Here is a 16,408-nt window from a genome sequence, read left to right on the forward strand (position 1 = left end):
GTGCGGCGGGTGCCGCGGCGGTCGGGCCGGCCGAGCCGCTCGGGCAACTCCGCCGAGCTACCATCGGGCCGAGCCATCCGTGACGGGAGCCCGACCGGGCTGAGAGGGGGAAGGTCCCCGACCGCCGAGCCGCCCGGTCATGCGGGCGCGCGACACGCCATGCCCGCCCGCCCGTCGACCGACCGCCCCACCGACGTCCTCGTCGTCGGCGCCGGGCTCGCCGGGCTGCCGGTCGCCTGGGAGCTCGCCCGGCGCGGGGCGTCCGTCCGCGTCGTCGACCGCGGGGCCCCCGGGGGCGCGACGAGCCGCGTCGCGGCCGGCATGCTCGCCCCCGTCACCGAGACCGAGCCGGACGATCCGGGGCACCTGGCCGTCGGGCGCGCCGGCCTGGAGCGCTGGCCCGCGTTCGCGGCGGCGCTCCACGCGGCGTCCGGGATCGAGGTGCCCCTGCACGCGGCGGGGACGCTGGCGCTGGCCCGCGACCGCGACGAGGCCGAGGCGCTCGGGCGCTTCGCGGACGTCTGCGCGCGCTTCGCCCTGCCCGTCGAGCGCCTGCTGCCGAGCGCCGTGCGACGCCTGGAGCCCGCGCTGGCCCCGACGCTCCGCGGCGCGCTCGCGATCCCGGGCGACGCCGCCGTCGATCCGCGCGTGGTCGTCCGGGCGCTCACGGGCGCGCTCGCCGGGCACGGCGTCGAGGTCGTGCGGGCGGGCGTCGAGCGGCTGCTGGTCGACGGACGCGGCACCTCCCGCGCGTCCCCGGCCGATGAGCAGCGCGCCGGCGCGCGCCGGGCGCCGCGCGCGACCGGGGTCGCCCTCGACGACGGGCGCGTCCTGCGCGCCGGGGCGGTCGTGCTGGCGACCGGCGCGTGGAGCGTCGACGGCGTCCCCGACACCGCGCGCGTGCCCGTCCGCCCGGTCAAGGGGCAGCTCCTGGTGCTGCGGGACCCGTCCGGGCCCGGGCTGCTCGAGCGCGTCCTGCGGTTCGGGACGGGCTACGTCGTCCCGCGGGGCGACGGCCGCTACGTCCTCGGCGCGACCACCGAGGAGCGCGGGTTCGACCTCGCGACGACGGCGTGGGCGCTGCACGACCTGCTCCGCGACGGGTACGAGCTCGTGCCCGGACTGCTCGACCTGGAGGTCGAGGAGACGCTCGCCGGCCTTCGGCCCACGACGCCCGACGCGCTGCCGGCGATCGGCCCGGCGGCGGGGGTCGACGCGCTCTGGTGGGCGACGGGACACCACCGCAACGGGGTGCTGCTGGCCCCGCTCACCGGGGCGGTGCTGGCGGAGCAGATCGCCGGTGCGGGGTCGTCCGGCGAGCCGATCCTCGACGGGGCCCGGGTCGCGGGCCTGGTCGCGCCCGCGCGGTTCGCCGTCGCACCGGACGATCCGACACCCGCGGTTCCACCTGCACCACCCACCCCACGCCCGACCGTCCCGGAGGACGCCCGTGCCTGAGACCGTCCACGTCAACGGCGAGCCCCGCGAGGCCGCGGGCCGCTCCGTCACCGACCTCGTGGTCTCGATGGGGCTGCCGGCCGACGGCCGCGGCGTCGCGGTCGCGATCGGCGGCGAGGTCGTGGCCCGCGGCACCTGGGCGACCCGGGCGCTGGTCGCGGGCGAGCACGTCGAGGTGCTCGTCGCGATGCAGGGCGGCTGACCGCGGACGCCGGTCAGTTGCAGCCGGGGGCCGGCGTGGCCTCCGCCTCGTAGTAGCCGAAGTACTCGCCGGGCACGCCCTCGACCGGCGGGATGACGAGCCGCTGCGAGATCGTGCCGCCGCACTCGTCGGTCTCGCTGTCGTCGAGGAACCGGAGCCCGTCCACCAACCCGGGGGCGAGCGCCGCGCCCACGTCGCGCAGGCCGTAGATCGCGCCCACGTGGAAGGCCTGCGATCCGTCGGATCGGGCCGGGACCTTGTTCGGGAACGGGACGCGGAGCGCCACGCGACCGCGGGACGTGACCCAGGCGATCGCCTGCCCGTCGGTCCGCAGCGTCAGGACCGTGTCGGCGGCCGCCGGGGTCGTGGGGCTCGTCGCGACGGCGGCCTTCGTCACGGTCAGGACCCGCCGGCCGCTGCTCGTCTCGATGGCACGGACGACGTCGGCCGCGGTCCCGTCCGGCGCCGTGGTCCGTGCCGTCCAGACGAGCAGCCCGTACTGGGCTGCCACCTGCGTCTCGGCGGTCCATGGGCCGAGCACGCGGATGCGCCGGGCCTTCCCGGCCTGGCGGGTGCACGCGCGCAGCTCGTCGCCGACGCGGTAGACCCGGAGCCCGATCGGTGCGTACTTCGACGCGCGGTAGAGCGTCGTCCCGTTCGTCGGGCAGGGCGCGTGGCGCTTCTTGGCCGCGGCCGGGGCGGCCGTCGGGACGGCGAGCGCCGCGGCGGCCACGGCGGCGGCGAGGAACGGGGCGGGCGCCGCGAGCCGGGCGGCGGGACGACGTGGGCGCATCAGGACCTCTCTCGGATGGGGTGGCGCACGGCGGTGCACGGAAGGAGTGGCCGCGAGCGGCCGGCGTCGGCGCAGCGTACGCCGCGCATTCGCGGGACGGAAGGGCGCGCGGTCCCGATGCGGTCCCGTCCCCTGGTACACCTCGGGGATCCCGACATCCAGCGACCTCCCCGACCGGCGCCGGGGTCCCCTGTCGTTCCTCCGCCGACGTGCAGCGCCCGCCGAGTCCGCGGCCCCACCCGAGCTCGGCGTGAACCTCGTGGCGTTCACGCCCGACGACTTCGCGCGCGCCGAGGCGACGGGGGCGATCGACCGGCTCCGCCACGGGCTGCGGGCCGACCGCGCCGTCCTGGTACCGACCTTCTACACCGACGACGCCGCGGGGGAGCGCGTGGTCGCGCACCCGCAGAAGACGTCGACGCTCGCGGCGCTGGAGGACGCCGTGCGGGCGGCGGGCGCCCGTGGGCTCCGGGTCGCGCTGAAGCCGCACGTCGACCGGGTCGACGAGGGCTTCCGGGGGGAGATCGCGCCGTCCGGCGCGGCGCGGGAGCGCTTCTTCGCCGACTACCGGGCCCGCGTCCTGGAGCCCCTCGCCGCCGTCGCGGCGCGGCACCCCGGCGTCGTCGACCGGTTCGTCGTCGCCACCGAGCTCTGCGCCCTGGCCGGGGCCGACCGCGAGTGGCGGGCGTGCGTCGACGTGGTCCGACGCGGCGCGCCCGGGGTCCGGGTCGGCGTGGCGTGCAACTACGACGCGCTCGTCCCCGGCGACCGGCGTCCCGCGCCGACCGGGTGGCTCGACGCGCTGGACTTCGTCGGGGTGGACTGGTTCCCCGGCGAGTCCGACCGGGACCGTCCGCCGGGCCGGCTCGCCCGCGACCTCGACGCGGTCCGTCGCCGCAGCGGGCTGCCGGTCTGCTTCACCGAGCTCGGCAGCCGGGCCGACCTGCCGGGCGGGGACGACGCGCAGCGGGACCGCGTGGCCGCCACGATCGAGGACTTCAGAGGGCGGGTCGACGGGTTCTGGCTCTACAACCGGTTCGCCGACGACCCCGGGTCCGACGTCGAGCGCTACACCCTGGCGCAGCCGCTGATGCTGCACCTGCTCGAGCGGTTCCCGCGCTGATCGCGCGGTGCGCCGGCTCAGTTCTTGTCGCCGAGGTTCTTGTTCAGCCAGTCGCCGATCGACTTCGCGGCGCCCTCGGCCTGCCCGGCGACGTCCTTGAACGCGCCCTGGAACTTCTCGCGGTAGTGGTCGGCGGCGGCCTTCGCCTCCTCGCGGACGTTCGGGTCCTCCTGGCCGCGCTTCGGGTACACGCCGTCGCGGATGCGCTCGTAGTCGCCGCTCTTGACCCAGTCCATCAGCTCGTGCGCGCGCTGCACCGACAGCGGGTGCGTGCCGCCGAGCTGGAGGTTGATCTTCGTCCACGTGCCCGGCAGGCCCCGGCTGCGCTTGCCGAAGTCGTCCGCCTGGGCGAGGAACGCGCCGAGGTCGAGGCGGTCGCTGGCGGTGCCGGCGGCCAGCGACATCAGGGTCTTGCAGACGAGCAGCGGGTCGCGGACGGCGAGCGCCGCGATCCGGTCGCACGTCAGCTCCGCGGCGCGGGACCACTCGAGCAGCGCGTTCTGGATCGCGATGAACGGCAGCGCGGTCGGCAGCGACTTGCTCAGCAGGCCACCGCTCAGGCGCAGGACGATCTGCAGCACCGTGCCGTAGAGGACGTGGTCGCACATCACGTGCGCGGCCTCGTGGGCGAACACGACCCGCTGCTGCTGCGCGTCGAGGCCCTCCACGAGCCGCGAGTGGACGAGCACGAGCGGCTCCTGCGAACCGACCGTCATCGCGTTCGACCTCGGGTGCTCGGCGAGGTACAGCTCGGGCGTGGTCCTCAGGTCGAGCGTCGTGTACGCGCTGCGGTGCCGGTCGTAGACGTCCGGGAGCTGCTGCAGCGACAGCCGCACCGACGACGCGAGGAGCTGCTGGCGGAGCGCCCGCTCGTACCCGAGCTCGATCAGCATCCGGACGATCCTGTTGACCCCGGGGATCGTGGAGAGCGCGGCGGTCGCGGCCTTGTCGGCCGGATGGCGGAGGACGTTCGGATCCAGCTCCTTCAGGACGTAGCCGGGGACCGGGAGGTCGTCGTCGCCGCTCATGCGGCGAGGCTACTGGCCGGTGAGCGCCTGCACGCCACCGCGGGGTGAAGGCGGGCGATTCGGCGGACGACCGGGGAATGCGCAGGTTCCGGTGGATTCCCGGCCGGCCCGCCTGATCGTCGGTGCGCGCCGGCCAGGCGCGGGCGGCCTGCGCCGGAGGGCGGCCGCGAGGCGCGGCCGGCCTGCCTGGAGGGCGCCGGCGACGAACTGGCGCGGTGCCCGTCCTTCAGGCGACCGGCGGGTCCTGGCCGTATCCCGCCGGCAGCACCCGGATCGTGCGCAGCGCCGGGTCGGCCGCGCCGTGGAGCCGGGCGCCCGCCTCGACCAGCCGCCGCAGGTAGCCGACGATCTCCGGCGTGACGCGCTCGCCGGGGAGCAGCGCGGGGATCCCCGGTGGGTAGCCGGCGATCGACTCGCACGAGATCCGGCCCTCGTCGGCCGCGCGGTCGGCGTCGATCGTCTCGCCGGGGCCGAGGAAGGCCTCGCGCGGCGGCAGGACCGCGACGGCGGCGGGGGCCCGCGGTGCGGGGACGGTCGTGCCGTCGCCCGGCCGGCGCAGGCGCCGCGCGATCTCGTCGAGGTCGCCGCCGACGCGGTGCAGCGCGACCGGGTCCTCGCCGATCCCGAGCAGCAGCACGACGACCGCGTGGGTGGCGAGCTCGACGTTGACGTCGTAGCGCTCCCGGAGGGCGTCGGCGACCTCGTAGCCGGTGCGGCCGATCCCGCGGACGTCGACGACGACGCGGAGCGGGTCCCAGCCGCCGACGCCGGGACGGGTGCGGAGCCGGTCGTCGAGGACGTCCAGGCCGGGCGTCCGGCGGATCTTCGCGTGGAGCGTCGCGACGGACGCGATCGTCTCGTGCAGCAGGGCCTCGCCGTGCACCGCGATCTGGCGGCGGGACGCGTCGAGCGAGCCCATCAGCAGCGACGACGGCGACGTCGACCGCAGCAGCCGCAGCGACCGGGCGACCGCCTCGATCGACACGCGCTCGGTGTCGGCGACGTGGAGCATCGCGCTCTGCGTCAGCGACCCCGCGATCTTGTGGGTGCTCGTCAGGACGGCGTCGGCGCCCAGCCGCAGCGCGCTCTCGGGCACCCCGGGGTGGAAGCCGAAGTGCGGCCCCCACGACTGGTCGACGATCAGCGGGACGTCGTGCCGGTGCGCGACCGCGGCCAGCGACGAGATGTCGGCGGCGATGCCGTAGTAGGTGGGGGAGACGACGAAGATCGCGCGGGGTGGGGCGTGCCCGGCGAGCACCGCGCGCAGGGCCTCCGCGTCGACCCCGAGCGCCATGCCGAGGTCGTCGTCGTACTCGGGCGCCACGAACGTCGGGGTCCCGCCCGACAGGACGAGCCCGTCGACGATCGACGCGTGCGAGTTGCGCTGGACCACGACGCGGGCGCCCTGCGGTGCCAGGGCGAGGGTCAGCGCGTGGTTGCCCTGGGTCGCGCCGTTGGTCAGGAAGAACGTCCGCGCCGCGCCGTGCGCCTCGGCGGCCAGCGCCTCCGCCCGCTCGTACGGCGTGGGGGAGGACCCGGCGTCGATCCCGTGGATGTCCTGCGGGATGTCGAGGCCCAGCGCGTTGTCCCCGATCGCGTGCCGCAACCCGGGATCGGCGCTCCGGCCGCCCTTGTGCCCGGGTACGTGGAACCGCGACGCCCCGCGCAGCCCGTAGGCGACGAGCGCGTCGAAGTACGGGGCGGTCGGCTGCGGGTCGGACGGGGCGGGCACGTTCCCACGGACGCTACGGGGACGGGCGGAGCCCGCGAGGTCGACGGACCGCGGTGGATCCGGCGCGGTGGGTCGGCAGAGCGTCGCGGCGAGGCGAGGCGGGACCTCGCGGCCTCCTGGCCTTCCGGAGGGGAGGGCCCCCGGGTCCGGCCGGCGGGGCGCTGCGGCTCGTTGCCGCTGGACGGCAGGAATCCGCGGCACCCGGGTCCGGCCGGCGGGGCGCTGCGGCTCGTTGCCGCTCGACAGCAGGAATCCGCAGCGGCCGCCGTCGATCGCGAAGATCCTCGGCATGCCGACGCTGCCCGACGGTCGAGAGGTCCGTGGTCTGACGATCGACGCGATGGGGTGCCTCGTGACGCTCGAGGATCCGGTCCCCGCGCTCGGCCGGCTGGTCGCGGGGCGGGGCGAGCCGCGCGAGCCGGCAGACCTGAAACGGGCCCTGAAGGCCGAGATCGCGCACTACCGGGCGCACCACGCGCTGGCGCGGGACGCCGACGCGATGCGGGACCTCCAGCGCGAGTGCGCCGCGCTGATCGCCCGCGAGCTGCACCTCGCGGGCTCCGTCGACGAGGCCTTCGTCGACGGGTTCCTGGCCTGCCTCGAGTTCACCGTGCTGCCCGGCGTCGTCCCGGCGCTCGAGCGCGTCCGGGCGGCGGGGGTCCCGATGGTCGTCGTGTCGAACTGGGACTGGGGCCTGCCGGAGCACCTCGAGCGGCTCGGCCTCGCGCCGTACTTCGCGGGCGTCGTCACGTCGGGCCGCGAGGGCGTCGCGAAGCCGGACCCTCGGATCTTCACGCCTGCCCTGCGCCTCCTGGACCTCCCGCCCGACGCCGTGGCCCACCTCGGCGACGAGGACCTCGACCGCGACGGCGCCGCCGCGGCCGACCTCGCGTTCCTCGAGCCGCCCGTCGCGACGCTGCCCGACCGCCTCGGGATCGCGTAGGGCGCCGACGGCCCGCCCGCCGCCCCGGTTGTCGCCCGCTGCCCCGGCTGTCGCCCGCCGCCCCGGCTGTCGCCCGTCGGCCAGGCGTCGCCCGTCGGCCAGGCGTCGTCCGTCGGCCAGGCGTCGTCCGTCGGCCCGGCCCGTCCGCCCTGCGGCACCGGACGCCGGCCGGTCGTCCCGGTCGCTCGCGCCGCCCCCGCCGTACCCTTGGTCGATGGCCGCAGAGCCCACCCCCGCCGCCGTCCCGACGGACCCGCTGACCCCGGCCGCCGACCCGCTCACGATCGCGGACCGGACGTTCTCGTCGCGCCTGCTGCTCGGCACCGGCGGGTTCAGCCGGATGCGGACGCTGGAGCGGGCCGTCGCCGAGTCCGGGACCGAGCTCGTGACGCTCGCGCTGCGCCGGGCGGGGTCGGGCGGCACCGACATCGAGGGGTCGCTCGTGGATGCGCTGACCGCCGCGGGCGTCGCGCTGCTGCCGAACACCGCGGGCTGCTTCACGGCCCGGGACGCGGTGCTGACCGCGAAGCTCGCCCGCGAGGCGTTCGCCACCGACTGGGTCAAGCTCGAGGTGATCGGCGACGACCGCACGCTGCTGCCCGACGCGGTCGAGCTGCTCGCCGCGGCGGAGGAGCTCGTGGCGGACGGGTTCGTCGTCCTGCCGTACACGACCGACGACCCCGTCCTGGCCCGCCGCCTCGAGGACGTCGGGTGCGCCGCGGTCATGCCGCTCGGGTCGCCGATCGGCTCGGGCCTCGGGATCCGCAACCCGCACAACATCGAGCTGATCGTCGAGCGCGCGGGCGTCCCCGTCGTGCTCGACGCGGGGATCGGGACGGCGTCGGAGGCCGCGTTCGCCCTCGAGCTCGGCTGCGACGCGGTGCTGTGCGCGACCGCGATCAGCCGTGCCGAGGACCCCGTCCGGATGGCCCGCGCGATCCGCCTGGCGGTCGAGTCCGGGCGCCTCGCGCGCGGCTCGGGGCGGATCCCGCGGCGCACCCACGCGCTCCCCTCGACCCCGGTCACCGGGACGCCCGACCTGTAGGGCCACCGCCCACCCGTGCCGACCCCCGACGTCCTCCCGCTCGCCGCCGCGACCGTCACCGTCCCGCTCGGGCTCGACCTCGCCGCGGTCGCCGTCGGCGCGGTCTTCGGGGCGCTGGTCGCGGTCCGCCGGGACCTCGACCTGACCGGGACGATCGGGCTGGCCGTGCTCGGCGGCCTGGGCGGCGGCGTGGTCCGCGACCTGCTGCTGAACCAGATGCCGGTCGCGCTGACGAGCGACTCGTACCTGCCGGTTGCCCTCGGCGTCGGCGTCGTGATGCTCGTGCTGCACCCGCACGCGGGACGCCTGGACGACCTGCTCGACCTCTTCGACGCGTTCGCCCTCGGCCTGTTCGCGATCGTCGGCGCGTCGAAGGCCCTGGACGCCGGGCTCGGCCCCGTGTCGTCGGCGGCGGTCGGGGTGGTCGCGGCGACGGCCGGCGGGGTGCTCTGCGACGTCCTCAGCGGGCAGCGGCCGTACATCTTCGGTCCCGGGCCGATCTACGGGCTGGCGGCCGCGGCGGGCAGCGCGACGTACGTGGCGGTCGACCGGCTCGCCGACAGCGTGGCGGCCGGCATCGCCGTCTCGATGGTCGTGACCGTCGGCCTGCGGCTCCTCGCCGTCCACCGCGGCCTGAGCACCCGCACCGCGGCGGAGGTCCGGCTCGGGCGGGGACGCCGGGGTGCGCCGGGGTCGGGTTCTCCGTCGGGGGGCGGCCCGGCGCCGGAGGACGCCCCGCCCGCCGATCACTGACCCCGACGCGCCCCCCCCGGCCGGCGCCTCCCGCCCGCCGGTCGCCGCCCCGGAACACGTCCGGACCGACGCGTCCCGCCCGACCCGCCATGATCCGTCCATGAAGGAGATCGACGGCGAGGCCCTGCAGGGGCGCGTGATCCGCACGCTCGGCAGCCGCGACCGCCAGGCCGTCGCGGCGCTCGTCACCCACGACGTGCACTACGAGGACGCGTTCGCGTCCGCCCCGCTCCTCGGTCCCGAGCGCGTGGCCGACCACCTGGCGCTGATCTGGGCGGCGTTCCCGGACGCGTCCTTCGAGGCCACCGGCCCGGTCCTGCACGACGGCGACCGGATCGTCGCGCTGCCGATGCGCCTGGTCGGCAACCACACCGAGGCGCTCCTGGGCGTCCCGGCGACGAACCGCTTCGTGCACGTCCACGGGATGCTCGTCCTCGAGCTCGACGCGACCGCCCACAAGGTCCACCGGGCCCGGCTGTTCGCCGACCGCTACGCCGCGTCGGTCCAGCTCGGCGTGCTGCCGCAGTCCGGCACCGTCGGCGACCGTGCGGTGCGGGCGATCCAGGGGTTCGGGCTGCTCTGGGGGAAGTGACCCCGGGCCGCGCCGACGTCCTGCGGGCCCGCCTCCGGGTGCCGACGCCGTCGGTCCCGCGGCGCGGACCGGACCGGACCGGACCGGGCCCGGCCCGGACCGGCCTCAGGCCTCGACGACCTTCAGCTTCCCCGTCATCCCCGGGTGCACCGAGCAGTCGTACGAGATCGTCCCGGCCTTCTTCGGCGTGAACGAGAACGAGCCGCCCTCACCGAAGAGCTCGGAGTGGAACGTCGCGCCCTTCAGGGCCCGCACGTCGTGCTGGACGCCCTCGCGGTTCGTCCACACGACCCGCTGACCGACCTTCACCGTCGCGACCTTCGGCTGGAACTCGATGTCCTTCATCGAGATGTCGACGACGGCCTCCTGCGGCTCGTCCGTCGTCGGGACCGGAGCGTTCGCGGTCGTCCCGGGCGCCTGCTCCTCGCCGCCGGTCGCCACCGGGTCGTCGTCGTCCCCGCACCCGGCGACGGTCAGCCCGAGGACCCCGATCGCCGCGATTCCGAGGAACGAGCGGCGGTGGAAGCGGTCCGTCGAAGCGGTCATGCGGGCATCCTAGCCGCGGCGTACGCGGTTCTCAGGTCGGTGGTGGCGCACGAGCGACGACCCGCAGCGACAGCGGCGGGTGGTCGGACAGCAGCCCCCCGTCGGCGAGCGTGCGGTCGGGGAACGACGCCGCGCCCACGGCCTGCGCGCCCCGCGCGGTGAGGTGGTCGACGTCCCGCGACGCCAGGCGCGACCAGCCCGCCGGGAGCGCGCCGTCGAGCTCGCCGGGCCGCAGGTTGAAGTCGCCCCCGAGCAGCACGGGTCGGCCGTCGTCGGGGCCCGTCCACCGGGCGAGGGCGTCGAACGCGACAGGGGCGTCCGCCGGGACGCCAGGCCCGTCCGGTCCGTCGTGGGTCGCGGCCGACGGCCCCTGGGCGTGCAGGTTCCCGACCCAGCAACCGGCGAACGCCCCGGACGACCCCGGGTCGGGGGACGTCGGATCCGCCGGTCGTCCGTCGAGCACCGACGGTCCGCCCGCGTGCCCGGACGCCGGCACCGCCAGCCGCACCGCGTGCACGATGCGCCGCTCGGGCCACGCCCGCAGGCGCCGCGCGGCGTGGGCGTCGATCCGCAGGCCGCCCCGGACGAGGATCGCGTCGGCGCCCCCGCCGTTCGCCTTCAGCAGGTCCGGTCGGCGGGACGCCACGGCACGTCGGGCCGGCAGGAGGGCGTTCCGCGACGTCCGGACGGCCCGATGGTCGGCACCCGCCGCCCGCGCGAGGAGCGGCGGCCACCACGGCGGGACCTCCTGCAGCAGCGCGACGTCCCACGGCCACGCGGCCAGCGTCGTGGCGAACTCGTGCAGCAGCGGTCGGCCGGCGGACGGCACCGCGCGGCCGTGGAAGAGGTTCCAGGTGAGGACGCGCACGTCGGGCATCCTCGCGGACGCCGGGACGCCGGGACGCCGGGACGCCGGGACGCCGGGACGCCGGGACGCCGGGACGCCGCCGGGCCCGAACCCCGGAACGGCCGTTGCAGCCCGCCGCCCGCGACTCCTGTGGCCGCCGGGATCATCTAGCCTCGGCGGGTGACCACCACGCGCCACCTGCTGACCGGGACCGAGCTCTCCCGCGACGACCTGCTGGCGGTCCTGCGACGCGCCCACGAGCTGAAGGCCGCGGGGGTCGGGCCGGGCGCGACCGCGCCGAGCCACCCGGCGAGCCTCGCCGGCCTCTCCGTCGGCCTGATCTTCCAGAAGCCGTCGACGCGCACGCGGATCTCGATGGAGGTCGGGGTCCACGAGCTCGGCGCCCATCCGCTCCTGCTGCGGCCCGACGAGATGCAGCTCTCGCGCGGCGAGTCCGTCAAGGACACCGCCCGGATCCTGTCCCGGCACGTCCACGCCGTCGGCATCCGCACGAACAAGGACAGCCTGCTCGAGGAGCTCGCCGCCGAGGGAACGATCCCCGTCGTCAACCTCCTGACCGACGGCCACCACCCCTGCCAGGTCGTCGCCGACCTCCTGACGCTGCAGGAGGCCTTCCCCGAGCGGCTCTCCGACGACGGCGGGCTCGACGACCTCCACCTCGCGTACGTCGGCGACGGCAACAACGTCGCCCGCTCGATCGCGCTGGTCGGCGCGATCGCGGGGCTGCGGGTCACGGTCGTGGCGCCCGACGGGTACCAGCTCGACCCGGCCGAGACGACGGCGACGCTGAGCGACGACCCGCGGACCGGCGTCGCCGGTGCCGACTGCCTCTACGCCGACGTGTGGGTCTCGATGGGCGACACCGACAGCGACGAGCGCCGCGCGGCGCTGCGGGCCTACGGGCTCGACGACGCGCTGCTCGACGCCGCCGCACCGGGCGCGATCGCGCTGCACTGCCTGCCCGCGCACCCGGGCGAGGAGATCTCCGCGGAGGTCCTCTACGGCGACCGCCAGCGGATCTGGGACCAGGCCGAGAACCGCCGGCACGCCCAGAAGGCCCTGCTCGAGTGGGTGCTCCGGGCCGGGCCGTTCTCCGACGCCGCCTGAGACGTGGGATAGGCTCGCCCCATTCTCTGGATCACGGACGTGGTGACGCGATGAACGACGGCCCCCCGAAGGACCCCACGGCCGGCGGCTCCACGTCCGGGCCGGGCGACGTCGACCCGGACGTCCGCGACGACCCCTTCCTCGCCCAGCTCGCGAACCTCCGCCGGTCCCTCGCCCAGAGCGTCATCGAGACGGGCGAGCGCGTGCAGGAGACGATCGAGGACGCCGTCCGTCGCGGGCGCATGACCCGCCGCGACGCCCACGAGCTCGCCGCGGCGATCGTCGCCGCCAGCAAGCGGCAGAGCGACGAGATCCGTCAGGAGCTCGAGGCCCTGCTCGAACGCGGCCGCCGTCTCGGGCGCCGGGTCGACGAGGACATCGCCGTCACCGAGCCCGTCGTGATCCCGATCGAGCGCGGGACCGACGCGCCGCGCACGCTCCCGATCGAGCGCTACGACGAGCTGACCGCCGTCCTCGTCCGCAAGAGCCTGAAGGACCTGTCGCCCGACCAGCTCCGCGAGGTCCGGGAGCACGAGGCGTCGCACGCGAAGCGCAAGACGGTGCTCGACGCCGTCGACCGGCTGCTGAAGTAGCGCCGGTCGTCCGCGTCGCCGCGGGCCTCGGGAGGACGACGTCCGTCGCCCCCGGCCGATGACTCCTGGCCCGCAACGCGGTCCGTGCTCGTACCGGGGCGCCGAGCGCCGGGTCCACGCGCGCGCCGCCGTGGAACCGGACCGTCGAGGCGCCCGACGAACGCGCCAGAGAGGAACGTCCCGATGAGCACGCCGAAGCCGGACATCGTCACCCCCGAGGAGTGGGCCGCCGCCCGCTCGGAGCTCCTGGTCGAGGAGAAGGCCCACACCCGCGCGGGCGACGCCCTCGCCGCGAAGCGCCGGCGGATGCCGATGACGCCGGTCGATCCCGGATACCGCTTCGAGGGCCCCGAGGGGCGGGTCGGTCTGCTGGACCTCTTCCGCGGCCGGCGCCAGCTCGTCGTCTACCGGTTCTTCATGGACCCCGGCCAGGAGATGGGCGACTACCCCGAGCGCGGCTGCCCCGGGTGCTCCATGTACGCCGACCAGCTCGGCAACACGGTCCACCTGCAGGCGCGCGACGCGCGGTTCGTCGCGGTCTCGCGCGGCCCGCAGGAGGTCCTCCACGCCTACCGCGAGAAGATGGGCTGGCGCTTCCCCTGGTACACGCTGCTCGACGACTTCGACGCGCACCACGACGTCGGCGAGTGGCACGGGACCAACGTCTTCCTCCGCGACGGCGACGACGTCTACCGCCCGTACTTCGTCGACGCCCGCGGCGACGAGAAGTTCGGGTCCGTGTGGAGCTTCCTCGACCACGCGCCGGACGGGCGCCAGGAGGAGTGGGAGGACTCGCCCGACGGCTGGCCCCAGACGCCGGCGTACTCGTGGTGGGGGTACGCCGACCAGTACGAGGACATCGCCTGACCCGCCGCGCCCGGAGCACCGGGCCTCGCGGGGCTCCGGACACCACGGTGTCCGGAGCCCCACGCCCGCGAGTCCCTCAACACGCGGGGGCGGCCGGTTCCCTCGTCGCCGCCCGGCCCTCACACCGGGGGTGGCGACGTGTCGTGATCGCGGAGAAGCGCGGGTCGCCCGTCGGCACCGTGCCCAGCGACCCCGTCACACCGCCCGACCTTCCGGTCGTGCGGCCTCATGGCGACGGGGGAGCACCGGGCTCATGCTCCGGGGCGGTCTCAGGGGAAGAGTTCGGTTACCCGAACTTCTCCGACCACGGGAGGAACATAGCGCACGATCGCGCCGAATGCCAACGAGGTCGGTCGGGATTGGTTCGGGTCGCCTTCGTCGGTCCGGTGAACGCCCCGCGGAAGGCCGGTCGCGGCGGTTCGTGCGACTCTTCTCCGATGGCCGAAGACCCCGCGCAGAACGACCCCGCGATCGCGGCGGACCCCTCGGCCGACGCCCCGGCGGCCACCGCCGGCGCCGCGTCGCCCGAGACCGGCACGGTCGCCGACACGGCCACGTCGCCCGTCCCCGCGGAGGACGGCCCGCCGGCCGATCCGCGGGAGCAGCCGCAGAACGCCGCGCCCGCCAAGCGGCAGCGCCCGCCGCGCCCGCACCGCGGCGAGCAGGTGGAGCTCCGCGTCGAGACCCTCGCGCACGGCGGCAACGGCATCGCCCGCACCGAGGGCGGCTGGGTCGTCTTCGTCCGCGGCGGCATCCCCGGCGACCTCGTCCGCGGCACGATCACGAAGCGCAAGAAGGACTACGGCGAGTGCGTGATCGACGAGGTCCTCGAGCCCTCGCCGGAGCGCATCGCCGCCGTCGCCCCGCACCCGGGCGCGCCGTGGCAGGTCCTGCCGTACGAGCGGCAGCTCGAGATCAAGGCCGGCCAGGTCGAGGACGCCATGCGCCGGTTGGGCGGGCACACCGACGTCGAGATCGAGCCGATCGTCCCCGCCGAGGACCAGTGGCGCTACCGCAACAAGCTCGAGTACTCGTTCGGCGAGGACGGCGACGGCACGCTGAAGCTGGGCTTCCACGCGGCCGGCTCCTGGCAGGACATCGTCCACATCGAGGACTGCCTGCTGGCCACCGAGGTCGGCAACGAGGTCCGCAACCTCGTCTACGCCTGGTGCGTCGAGGAGGGCCTGAACGCCTACGACCGCAAGCTCCACCAGGGGCTCCTGCGCAACCTCGTCGTCCGCGAGGGCTTCCGCACGGACGAGATCCAGGTCCGGATCGTCACCTCCGTCGGCGAGTTCGACGTCCACGGGCTCGCCGCGCACCTCGAGGAGCACCTCAGCCGCCCGGTGACCGGCGTGCTGTGGACCCAGATGAGCCAGGTCGGCGAGACGACCTACGGCGGCGAGACCGAGCTGATCGCCGGCGGCGCGTACCTCCACGAGGAGATCTCGGGCCTGCGCCTGCGGATCTCCCCCGAGGGCTTCTTCCAGACGAACACCGTGATGGCCGAGCGGCTCTACGGCCTCGCCGCCGAGTTCGCGGGCCTCGAGGGCTGGGAGCGCCTGTTCGACCTCTACTGCGGCTCCGGGTCGCTCGGCCTGACGATGGCGTCGCGCGCCGGCGAGGTGATCGGGGTCGAGATCGTCGAGGAGTCGATCGCGGACGCCGCGACCAACGCGCACCTCAACGACATCCGCAACGCGAAGTTCCTGGCCTCCGACGCCCGCACCGGCCTGCCGGACGCGATCGAGCTCGCCGGCCGCCCGGACGTCCTGATCGTCGACCCGCCGCGCGCCGGCCTCGGTCCGCGCGTCTGCAAGCGGATCGTCGAGGCCCAGCCCAAGCGGATCGTCTACGTCTCCTGCAACCCGACGACGCTCGCGCCCGACGCGCAGCGGATCGTCGAGGGCGGCTACGTCCTGCGGAAGGTCCGACCGGTCGACATGTTCCCGCAGACGCCCCACGTGGAGTGCGTCGCGGTGCTCGACCGCGTCGCCTGAGGGGAGACCGTGCGGGCCCCGCCCGGTGCGTCTCGGGTTCGGGCCGCACCGGACTGCGGCGGGGCACCGGGCACCCGCGGGGCGTGCGGGCCCCGCCCGGTGGTCGCACTATTTCGGCTGTTCGGTCTCCAGCGCGGTGGCGTCGGCGCCGCTCGCGCTCGCGAGCGTCTGGTTGAAGCGGTCGATCAGCTCGGCGAGCTGGGCGATGTCGTCCTCGTCCCAGTCCTCCAGGCGCCCCTTCAGGAACGTGATGCGCGCCTGGCGGACGTGCTCGCGCTCCTGGCGGCCGGCGTCGGTGATCGACACGATCGTCGCCCGGCGGTCCTCGGTGCTGCGGGTGCGCTCGACGAAGCCGCGGCGCTCGAGCGGGGCGATCTGCCGCGTCACCGTCGAGGCGTCGAGGTCGAAGGCGAGCGCGAGCTGGCTCATCGTCTGCTCGCCGCGGGACTCCAGCAGCGCCAGCAGCAGGTAGCCCGAGCGGTCCAGCGGTGACCGGGCGACGTCGAGCGACGCGACCCGCACGCGCTCCGATCGTCGCGCCAGGATCGCGAGCTCCAGCTGGAGATGGTCGATCGGGTCGTGCGCGCGCTTCCGGGCCATCGGTCGCGAAGCGTAGCGGAGTTGCAGGGTGCAAGGACAGCGAACCGAGCGGCAGCGCGCCACGACCGGGGGCCGGCGTGTACGGCGCACCCCGGGACTCACGGGGCGCGGCACGCCACGCCCGTACGGCGGCCGGGGCGGGCGGGGCCGGGGCGGGC

Annotated in this window: 17 protein-coding genes; 11 read left to right on the top strand and 6 right to left on the bottom strand. The window is 75.8% G+C overall.

Annotation, left to right across the window (positions count from 1 at the left end; translation table 11 throughout):
• Positions 1-159: 159 nt before the first annotated feature.
• Positions 160-1,458: a glycine oxidase ThiO gene (gene thiO, locus PATMI_RS28700; RefSeq protein ID WP_036725569.1), complete on the top strand. Its 1,299-nt coding sequence runs from the start codon at positions 160-162 to the stop codon at positions 1,456-1,458.
• A complete protein-coding gene (gene thiS, locus PATMI_RS0109170; RefSeq protein ID WP_026910674.1) occupies positions 1,451-1,660 on the top strand; it encodes a sulfur carrier protein ThiS in 210 nt (69 codons plus the stop codon). Before thiO ends, thiS begins: the two co-directional genes overlap by 8 nt.
• A gap of 13 nt (positions 1,661-1,673) precedes the next feature.
• Here thiS and PATMI_RS0109175 read toward each other — a convergent pair whose 3' ends face one another.
• A complete protein-coding gene (locus PATMI_RS0109175) occupies positions 1,674-2,453 on the bottom strand; it encodes a hypothetical protein (RefSeq protein WP_026910675.1) in 780 nt (259 codons plus the stop codon).
• Between the two features lie 250 nt (positions 2,454-2,703).
• Between PATMI_RS0109175 and PATMI_RS0109180 the strand changes: the two genes are divergently transcribed.
• Complete coding sequence (locus PATMI_RS0109180) at positions 2,704-3,576, top strand: glycoside hydrolase family 113 (RefSeq protein ID WP_026910676.1); 873 nt, start codon at positions 2,704-2,706, stop codon at positions 3,574-3,576.
• 17 nt (positions 3,577-3,593) lie between these two features.
• Here the strand turns inward: PATMI_RS0109180 and PATMI_RS28705 are convergent, their stop codons facing one another.
• Together PATMI_RS28705 and PATMI_RS28710 are read right to left on the bottom strand one after the other, a co-directional pair.
• On the bottom strand, positions 3,594-4,604 hold the full coding sequence (locus tag PATMI_RS28705) for a M48 family metallopeptidase (RefSeq protein WP_051471256.1): 1,011 nt from the start codon (positions 4,602-4,604) through the stop codon (positions 3,594-3,596).
• A 226-nt stretch (positions 4,605-4,830) separates the two neighbouring features.
• Entirely contained in the window at positions 4,831-6,336 is a 1,506-nt protein-coding gene (locus PATMI_RS28710) for an aminotransferase class I/II-fold pyridoxal phosphate-dependent enzyme (protein WP_036725571.1), read from the bottom strand.
• Positions 6,337-6,625: 289 nt separating this feature from the next.
• Here PATMI_RS28710 and PATMI_RS34215 point away from each other — a divergent pair, with 289 nt between their 5' ends.
• The 4 genes from PATMI_RS34215 (at position 6,626) to PATMI_RS0109210 (ending at position 9,669) form a co-directional block, all read left to right on the top strand.
• Positions 6,626-7,279, top strand: a complete 654-nt coding sequence (locus PATMI_RS34215) for an HAD-IA family hydrolase (RefSeq protein WP_051471257.1) — start codon at positions 6,626-6,628, stop codon at positions 7,277-7,279.
• A gap of 214 nt (positions 7,280-7,493) precedes the next feature.
• A complete protein-coding gene (locus PATMI_RS0109200; protein WP_026910677.1) occupies positions 7,494-8,324 on the top strand; it encodes a thiazole synthase in 831 nt (276 codons plus the stop codon).
• 15 nt (positions 8,325-8,339) lie between these two features.
• Positions 8,340-9,077 carry a trimeric intracellular cation channel family protein gene (locus PATMI_RS28720; protein WP_051471258.1) on the top strand — a complete coding sequence of 246 codons (738 nt, stop codon included), beginning with the start codon at positions 8,340-8,342 and terminating at the stop codon, positions 9,075-9,077.
• Between the two features lie 100 nt (positions 9,078-9,177).
• On the top strand, positions 9,178-9,669 hold the full coding sequence (locus PATMI_RS0109210) for an ester cyclase (protein WP_026910678.1): 492 nt from the start codon (positions 9,178-9,180) through the stop codon (positions 9,667-9,669).
• Between the two features lie 105 nt (positions 9,670-9,774).
• Here PATMI_RS0109210 and PATMI_RS34220 read toward each other — a convergent pair whose 3' ends face one another.
• Complete coding sequence (locus PATMI_RS34220; RefSeq protein ID WP_051471259.1) at positions 9,775-10,215, bottom strand: cupredoxin domain-containing protein; 441 nt, start codon at positions 10,213-10,215, stop codon at positions 9,775-9,777.
• A 31-nt stretch (positions 10,216-10,246) separates the two neighbouring features.
• The gene (locus PATMI_RS0109220; RefSeq protein ID WP_026910679.1) at positions 10,247-11,083 is read right to left on the bottom strand and encodes an endonuclease/exonuclease/phosphatase family protein; all 837 of its coding nucleotides are present in this window, start codon (positions 11,081-11,083) and stop codon (positions 10,247-10,249) included.
• 159 nt (positions 11,084-11,242) lie between these two features.
• Between PATMI_RS0109220 and argF the strand changes: the two genes are divergently transcribed.
• The 4 genes from argF (at position 11,243) to rlmD (ending at position 15,650) form a co-directional block, all read left to right on the top strand.
• Positions 11,243-12,190, top strand: a complete 948-nt coding sequence (argF, locus tag PATMI_RS0109225) for an ornithine carbamoyltransferase (RefSeq protein WP_026910680.1) — start codon at positions 11,243-11,245, stop codon at positions 12,188-12,190.
• 50 nt (positions 12,191-12,240) lie between these two features.
• Positions 12,241-12,783 carry a hypothetical protein gene (locus tag PATMI_RS0109230; RefSeq protein WP_026910681.1) on the top strand — a complete coding sequence of 181 codons (543 nt, stop codon included), beginning with the start codon at positions 12,241-12,243 and terminating at the stop codon, positions 12,781-12,783.
• Between the two features lie 183 nt (positions 12,784-12,966).
• Positions 12,967-13,650 (top strand): DUF899 domain-containing protein, encoded by a 684-nt coding sequence (locus PATMI_RS28730; RefSeq protein ID WP_036725574.1) that lies wholly within the window; start codon positions 12,967-12,969, stop codon positions 13,648-13,650.
• A 437-nt stretch (positions 13,651-14,087) separates the two neighbouring features.
• A complete protein-coding gene (gene rlmD, locus PATMI_RS28735; RefSeq protein WP_084269818.1) occupies positions 14,088-15,650 on the top strand; it encodes a 23S rRNA (uracil(1939)-C(5))-methyltransferase RlmD in 1,563 nt (520 codons plus the stop codon).
• Between the two features lie 108 nt (positions 15,651-15,758).
• Here the strand turns inward: rlmD and PATMI_RS0109245 are convergent, their stop codons facing one another.
• A complete protein-coding gene (locus tag PATMI_RS0109245) occupies positions 15,759-16,250 on the bottom strand; it encodes a MarR family winged helix-turn-helix transcriptional regulator (protein ID WP_051471260.1) in 492 nt (163 codons plus the stop codon).
• Positions 16,251-16,408: the final 158 nt, after the last annotated feature.

It is taken from the genome of Patulibacter minatonensis DSM 18081, from assembly GCF_000519325.1.
Classification (GTDB): Bacteria; Actinomycetota; Thermoleophilia; order Solirubrobacterales; family Solirubrobacteraceae; genus Patulibacter; species Patulibacter minatonensis.